Source organism: Rathayibacter sp. AY1C4 (assembly GCF_002932195.1).
Taxonomy (GTDB): Bacteria; Actinomycetota; Actinomycetes; order Actinomycetales; family Microbacteriaceae; genus Rathayibacter.
Genome location: NZ_PSWE01000026.1, coordinates 43,896 through 50,516, shown reverse-complemented (window position 1 = coordinate 50,516; position 6,621 = coordinate 43,896). Strand labels below are relative to the sequence as shown.

Here is a 6,621-nt window from a genome sequence, read left to right as displayed (position 1 = left end):
CGCCGTCGTGCGGGCTCCCCGTCACAGTGCCGTCCCGCTCCCGCCCGCGGTCTCCCGCGCAGCCTCCTCGAGCGGCGTCCTCGCCGAGACCGGCCCCGTCGAGCCGACCGCCGTCGCACCCTCGCGCCGCCGGCCGATGGGCGACTCCGGCCACGACCTCTTCCCCTTCGTGCTCGACGCGGCGGCCCTCGGCCGCGACGACGGTGCCGCGCTGCTCGAGCGCTACGCGGCGTGGGGCGGCAACGGCGTCGTCGTCACCGACTCGAGCCTCGCGGAGGGCGTCGGCGGCTGGCCCGCCGGACACCGCGACCGGGACCGCTTCCTCCTGATCGGCCGCTTCGCCGCTCCGGTCGGCGCGCCCGCGACGCCGCGTGCGCTGGTGGACCGTGTCGAGGGGGCGCTGCGCCGCCTCCGCACCGATCGCCTCGATGTGCTGGCGGTCCGCCCCGACGGGGCCGGACGCCTCGACGAGCTCCTCAGCGCCGTCGACGTGCTGCTGGCGCGCGGGCTGGTGCGGTCGGTGGTCGCCTCCGGGTTCTCCCCGGAGGAGCTGTTCGAGGCGCGCGTCCTGGCCGCCCACGGGCTGCCCCGCCTCGCCGGCGCGGAGGTCCGCTGGAACCTGCTCGAGCGGCCCGGCTCGGAGGGCGATCTCGGCCTCGTCGCCGCCGGCCAGGGACTCGCCCTGCTCGCGACCGTCCCCCTCGCCCACGGGTTCCTCCGCGGCGCCGAGCGCACCCGCCGCGAGCTCGGCCGCCTGCCCGACGGGGCACTCGCCGCCGCCCACCTCGGGCGCCGCGGACGCCGGGTCCTCGCCGTCCTCGACGCGATCGGTGCCGAGCTCTCGGCCGCTCCCGCCGCCGTCGCCCTGGCCTGGCTGCTCGGCCGGCCGCGGCTGACCGCCGCGACGGTCGCCCCGCGCTCACCCGCCGACGTGGACGCGCTGGTGCGCGCGGTCTCGCTCGAGCTCGACCCCGGACACCTGGCCGCGCTGGAGCGCGCGCGCCGCTGACCGCGCCCGTCCGCGACGCCCCCTGCACCTCTCCCGCCACGGCGCGACAGCCCGGCTCGGGCCGCCGTCGCGGTGGCCTAGGGTGGGCACGATGAATCACGGAGTCGCACTGCCCCTCGACCAGCCGGAGACGTCAGTCCGGGCCGCAGGCGGATCCACGGTCCGCCGCTCCGTCCTCCCGAGCGGTGTCCGCATCCTCAGCGAATCGGTGCCCGGCGCCCGCAGCGCCACGATCGGCTTCTGGGTCGCCGAGGGTTCTCGCGACGAGCGGCCCGGCCGCCCCGCGACCGCGGGCGAGCCCGCCGTGCCCTCCAACGTCGGCTCGACGCACTTCCTCGAGCACCTGCTGTTCAAGGGCACGCAGAAGCGGTCCGCCCTCGACATCGCCGTGTCCTTCGACTCCGTGGGCGGGGAGCACAACGCTCTCACCGCCAAGGAGTACACCTGCTACTACGCCAAGATCCAGGACCGCGACCTCCCGATGGCTGTCGAGGTGATCGCCGACATGGTGACCTCGAGCCTGATCGATCCGGACGAGTTCGAGACCGAGCGCGGGGTCATCCTCGAGGAGCTGGCGATGGCGGACGACGATCCGGCCGACGTGGCGGGCGAGAAGCTGTTCGAGGCCGTGTTCGGCGACCACCCGCTGGGCCGCCCGATCGGGGGCACCGCCGCGACCATCGGCGAGGCCACCCGGGACGCGGTCTGGGCGCACTACCGCGCCGCCTACCGCCCGCGAGACGTGGTGATCACCGTCGCCGGCGCCGTCGACCACGAGGCGCTCGTCGCGCTGCTCCAGCGGGTCCTCGTCGCCGACGGCTGGGACCTCGGCACGGCGGCCCCGCCCGTCGAGCGGCGCGTCGGCGGCCGTGCGTCCTACACCCGCGGCAGCGCCCTGTCGGTGGTGCACCGCCCCACCGAGCAGGCGAACCTGCTGGTCGGCTTCCCCGGTCTCGCCGCGGGCGACGAGCGGCGGATGACGATGGGCGTCCTCAACTCGATCCTCGGCGGCGGCATGTCCTCGCGGCTGTTCCAGGAGGTGCGCGAGAAGCGCGGCCTGGCCTACTCCGTCTACTCCTTCGCCCCGTCCTACTCGGACGCGGGCCTCTTCGGGCTCTACGCCGCGTGCACCCCGGCGAAGGCGGGGACGGTCGCCGAGCTCCTGCTCACCGAGTTCCACCGCCTCGCCGAGGACGGCGTCACCGACGACGAGCTCGCCCGCGCCCGCGGCCAGCTCTCGGGAGCGGCGGCGCTCGCGCTGGAGGACTCCGACACCCGGATGTCGCGCCTCGGACGCGCCGAGCTGACCTTCGGCGAGTTCGTCGACCTCGACGAGAGCCTGCGCCGACTCGCCCTCGTCGGCGCGGAGGACGTCCAGGCACTCGCGGCAGACTTGGCCCGGGGGCCGTCGTCGATCTCGGCCGTCGGCGCGGTCGACGAGTCGGCCTTCGCCGGGATCGCCGGGATCGAGAGCGCCTCCGCGATCTGATCCGATCGTCGAACGCCCGCTGACCGCGCACCGCCGCGCCGCACCAGGGAGGACCCCGTGTCCCACTACATCTACCTCGTCCGCCACGGCGAGCAGCAGGACGCCGAGCACGGCATGCCGGACGGCCCGCTCTCGGCCCGTGGTGAGCGCCAGGCGAGGCTCATCGCCGAGCGGCTCGGCGGAGTCCCCTTCACCGGAGCGTGGCACTCGCCGCTGCGCCGGGCCGAGGAGACGGCCGCGCGCTTCCAGACGCTTCTGCCGAGCCTGCCGCTCCAGCCGTCCTCGCTGCTGTTCGACTGCATCCCCTCGGGGCCGACCCCGGACATGCCCAAGGCGTTCGAGCCCTTCTTCGGCAGCGTCACCGCGGCCGAGATCGAGGCGGGGCACGCGCAGATGCAGGACGCGGTGGCCGAGTTCCTGGCGCCGTCGCGCGAGGACCGCCACGACCTCCTCATCACCCACAACTTCGTGATCGGCTGGTTCGTCCGCCACGTGTTCGACGCTCCCGACTGGCGGTGGCTGGGCCTCAACCAGGCCAACTGCGGGCTGACGATCATCCGCGTCCGCTCCCGCAAGCCGCCGGTGCTCGTCGTGCACAACGACCTCTCGCACCTGCCCGTGGAGCTGCGCACCGGCCTGCCCGAGGCCCAGCCGTACTGAGCCGCGGGCTACGCTGAGTCGGTGACTACCTCCGTCGCCGTGGTCGGCGCGTCCGGCCGACTCGGCTCGTTCACCTGCTCGCTCATCGAGGCGTCGAGCGAGTTCTCGCTCGTCGCGCGGCTCGGCTCGCGGAGCGATCCCGCCGAGATGCTCGCGGCCGACGTCGTCGTCGACATGACCGTGCCGGCCGTCAGCCAGCAGATCGTCGACTTCGCCGTGGCCAACGGGAGGAAGGTGCTCGTCGGCACCTCCGGCTGGACCGGCGACCGGATCGCGGCCCTCCGGCGCAGCGTCGCCGAGCAGCCGGAGGCCGGCGTCGTGATCATCCCCAACTTCTCGCTGGGCTCGGTGCTCGCGACCGCGCTGGCCACCGTGGCCGCGCGCTTCTTCGACGCCGCCGAGATCGTCGAGACCCACGGCGCCCGCAAGGTCGACTCGCCCTCCGGGACCGCGGTCCGCACAGCCGAGCTGCTGCTGCGCGCCCGGGCCGAGCTCGGTCCGGTGCAGGCTCCGCACACCGACCAGCGGGCCCGCGGCCAGCAGGTCGCGAGCGTCCCGGTCCACAGCCTCCGCCTGCCCGGAGTGGAGGCGCGCCAGGAGGTCGTCTTCGGCGGCACCGGCGAGACGGTCACCATCCGGCACGACACCACCTCGCAGGCGTCCTACGAGCAGGGCGTCCTGCGCGCTCTCGACGCGGTCCGGACGACCACGGGCGTGGTGGTGGGCCTCGACGCGCTGATCGACCTGCGCGCCGCCTTCGACGCCGCGCCTCTCGACGAGCGGCCGGTCGACGAGCAGCCCGTCATCGACCGGGCTCCGTCCGGCCAGGCCGCCGCAGCGACGAGCACCCCGTGAGGACCCGCATCGGCGTCGTCCTGATGGCGGTCCTGCTCGCCCTCTACCTGTTCGTCTGCCTGCAGTACTCCGTCGTCGCCTTCGCCGCGGCGACGGTGCCCGGCATCGTGATGGGCGTCGGCCTGCTGATCCTCGGCGCCGTCGGCGTCTGGGGGCTCGTGCGCGAGCTGCTGTTCGGGCTCCGCGCCGAGAAGCTGGCCCGTCGGCTGGAGGGCGAGAACGCGCTGCCGCAGGAGGTCCTCGACTCGCGGGCCAGCGGGCGTCCGCTCCGGGAGGAGGCGGACGCGCTGTTCCCGCAGTACGCGGAGGAGGTCGACGCGCAGCCCGGGAGCTGGCGTGCCTGGTACCGCCTCGGCCTCGCCTACGACGCCAGTGGCGACCGCAAGCGCGCCCGAGGCGCCATCCGCCGGGCCATCGCGCTGGAGCACGAGGCTCCGGCCTGACCGCTCGGCCGCGACTCGAGCGCGGCTCTCCGGGCGAGGACCGCTCAGGCGGCCGGGATCAGGCGAGCACCCACTCCAGCGCCGCGCCGACCGTGCGGTGGCGGAACTCGAAGCCGTCGTCGAGCAGCCGCTGGGGGACCAGGCGCTGGCTCGAGAGCAGGAGCTCGTGCCCGGCGTCGCGCAGCGCGAGCTCGATGATCTTCTCGGGGACGGCCAGCTTGAACGGGCGGTGCAGCTGCTCGGCGAGGGTGCGCATCACGTCGTTCGCGGTCGCCGGCACCGGTCCGGCGAGGTTCACCGGGCCCGAGAGCGAGGACGTGAGCAGGTGGCGGATCGCCGCGGCCTCGTCGTAGAGGCTGATCCAGGGCCAGGCCTGGTTGCCGCTGCCGAGGGGTCCGCTGAGGCCGAGCTTCGTCAGGGGCAGGAGCGGCTTGAGCGCGCCGCCGTCGCCGAGGACGAGCCCGGTGCGAGCGGTGACCACCCGCGTGGCCTCGGGCGCGAGGTGGGCGGCCTTCTCCCAGCGGTCGACGACGTCGGCGAGGAACCCGTCGCCGCGCGAGGACTGCTCGGTGAGCTCCTCGCCCGGGCGGTCTCCGTAGTAGCCGACCGCGGAGGCGTTGATCAGCGTCGTCGGCGGGGTCGAGGACATCCGCATCGCGTCGGTGAGGGTCTGCGTGGACTGGATCCGCGAGTCGAGGATCTCCCGCTTGTAGGACGCGGTCCACGGCAGGCGGCTGATCGAGGCGCCGGAGAGGTTGATCACGGCGTCGACGCGGTCGAGCACGCTGAAGTCGAGCATGTGCGAGGTGGGCGCCCAGTGGAACTCGTCCGGGCTCGACGGCGCGTGGCGCACCAGGCGCAGGATCTCGTGCCCCTCGGCGCGCAGCTGGCGGGTCAGCTCGGAGCCGATCATCCCGCTGGCGCCCGAGATCAGGACGCGGAGCCGGGGAGCGGACGCGTCCGGCCGGGCCGAGGGCAGCTCGGACGGCGTCGACACGTGCTCGCCCGGCGTGCGCGCGGCGCGTCGCGGCGAGCCGGAGTCCGTGGTCCCGTCGTGGTCGGAGTGCCGTGCGGATGAGTCGCTCATGGTGCCTCCCGGAGCCGGTCGCGGGCCGCCCGCGAAGCGGACCCAGCCTAGAGCCTCACGCCCGGGAGCCGGCCGAGCGCCCGACCAGGCCGGCCCGCGCGAGCACGAGGTAGAGCTCGCAGCCCAGGCAGAGGCCGAACACGGCGTTGAGGAAGGCGGCGAGGAAGGCGACGGCCGCGGCGACCGGAACCGATCCCGGGACGCCGGCGACGTGCAGGAGGACGCCGGCGCCGGTCACCACCAGGCCGATCAGCTGGGCGAAGCGCGGCGGGCGGGCGTCCTCCCACTCGCGCGGCGGTGCCAGGTGCGGCCGGACCACCCGGCGGAACAGCACCGCCCAGGGGCCGGAGCCGACGCCGCGCGCGGCCGACCAGGCGAAGAGGGCGGCGAGCGCGAGCAGCAGGAGGAAGCCGGGCTGGGAGAGCCGGCCGTCGAGGTCGGCCCGGGCCGCGGCCGCGAGCCCGAGGCCCACGGCCGTGAGGAGGAGTGCGGCGGTGACTCCGGCGGCGACCCTCGGGCCGCGGGGATCGACGGTGCCGGACGGGGGAGTGGCGCCGGTGGTGGAGGGGGAGCGGGTGCTCATCATGTCTCCTGGAGTCGGTCGAGCTCGATGGTCAGGGCGGCGCGGGTCGGAGCGCCGCCGATGCGGCTGCGCGGCACTCCGTCTCGATCGAGCAGGAGGAGCGTGGGCGTCTGCCGGACGCGGAAGCGCGCCGCGAGGTCGGGGCGGTGCGTCAGATCGACGTCGAGGTGCGCCAGCCCGGGCCGCTGCTGGGCGAGCTCCCCGAGCATCCGTCGCACTGCAGGGCACCGCGTGCAGACGTCGGTCGAGAACTGCACGACTGTGGCCCGGGTCCCGAGCACTGCGCCGGGGACGAGCTCGCCGGGGTCGATCGCGGGGTCCTGGCGCGAGGGGGCGCTCGCGACGCGCCCGGAGCGGGCCCGATGGACAGCCCCGAGGACGACGCCCAGCACGACGAGGCCGAGCAGTGCGGCGAGGATCGTCACGGGCTCCATCCGGGAAGCGTAGGTCGGCGCGGGCGCTGCGCGGACGACTGTTTCGGGATGTGACGACGGC

The 6,621-nt window shown here is 75.0% G+C and carries 8 protein-coding genes; 5 read left to right on the top strand and 3 right to left on the bottom strand.

Annotation, left to right across the window (positions count from 1 at the left end; translation table 11 throughout):
• From C5C99_RS13095 to C5C99_RS13075, 5 genes are all read left to right on the top strand, one after another.
• On the top strand, positions 1–1,009 hold a 1,009-nt coding region (locus tag C5C99_RS13095; RefSeq protein WP_146085511.1), incomplete at its 5' end, for an aldo/keto reductase.
• Positions 1,010–1,100: 91 nt separating this feature from the next.
• A complete protein-coding gene (locus C5C99_RS13090) occupies positions 1,101–2,498 on the top strand; it encodes a pitrilysin family protein (RefSeq protein WP_104340213.1) in 1,398 nt (465 codons plus the stop codon).
• A 57-nt stretch (positions 2,499–2,555) separates the two neighbouring features.
• A complete protein-coding gene (locus tag C5C99_RS13085) occupies positions 2,556–3,158 on the top strand; it encodes a histidine phosphatase family protein (RefSeq protein ID WP_104224462.1) in 603 nt (200 codons plus the stop codon).
• A gap of 21 nt (positions 3,159–3,179) precedes the next feature.
• Positions 3,180–4,013, top strand: coding sequence for a 4-hydroxy-tetrahydrodipicolinate reductase (gene dapB / locus C5C99_RS13080; protein ID WP_104250174.1), 834 nt, complete (start codon positions 3,180–3,182; stop codon positions 4,011–4,013).
• Positions 4,010–4,456 carry a hypothetical protein gene (locus C5C99_RS13075; RefSeq protein ID WP_104250175.1) on the top strand — a complete coding sequence of 149 codons (447 nt, stop codon included), beginning with the start codon at positions 4,010–4,012 and terminating at the stop codon, positions 4,454–4,456. The genes dapB and C5C99_RS13075 overlap by 4 nt, the downstream gene beginning before the upstream one ends.
• A 58-nt stretch (positions 4,457–4,514) precedes the next feature.
• Here C5C99_RS13075 and C5C99_RS13070 read toward each other — a convergent pair whose 3' ends face one another.
• Genes C5C99_RS13070 through C5C99_RS13060 form a run of 3 tightly spaced genes read right to left on the bottom strand, consistent with a single transcriptional unit; the run spans position 4,515 to position 6,560 of the window.
• On the bottom strand, positions 4,515–5,543 hold the full coding sequence (locus C5C99_RS13070) for a TIGR01777 family oxidoreductase (RefSeq protein WP_104238626.1): 1,029 nt from the start codon (positions 5,541–5,543) through the stop codon (positions 4,515–4,517).
• A gap of 55 nt (positions 5,544–5,598) precedes the next feature.
• Positions 5,599–6,126 (bottom strand): DUF4395 domain-containing protein, encoded by a 528-nt coding sequence (locus C5C99_RS13065; protein ID WP_104233265.1) that lies wholly within the window; start codon positions 6,124–6,126, stop codon positions 5,599–5,601.
• Positions 6,126–6,560: a thioredoxin family protein gene (locus tag C5C99_RS13060; protein ID WP_104267086.1), complete on the bottom strand. Its 435-nt coding sequence runs from the start codon at positions 6,558–6,560 to the stop codon at positions 6,126–6,128. The genes C5C99_RS13065 and C5C99_RS13060 overlap by 1 nt, the downstream gene beginning before the upstream one ends.
• Positions 6,561–6,621: the final 61 nt, after the last annotated feature.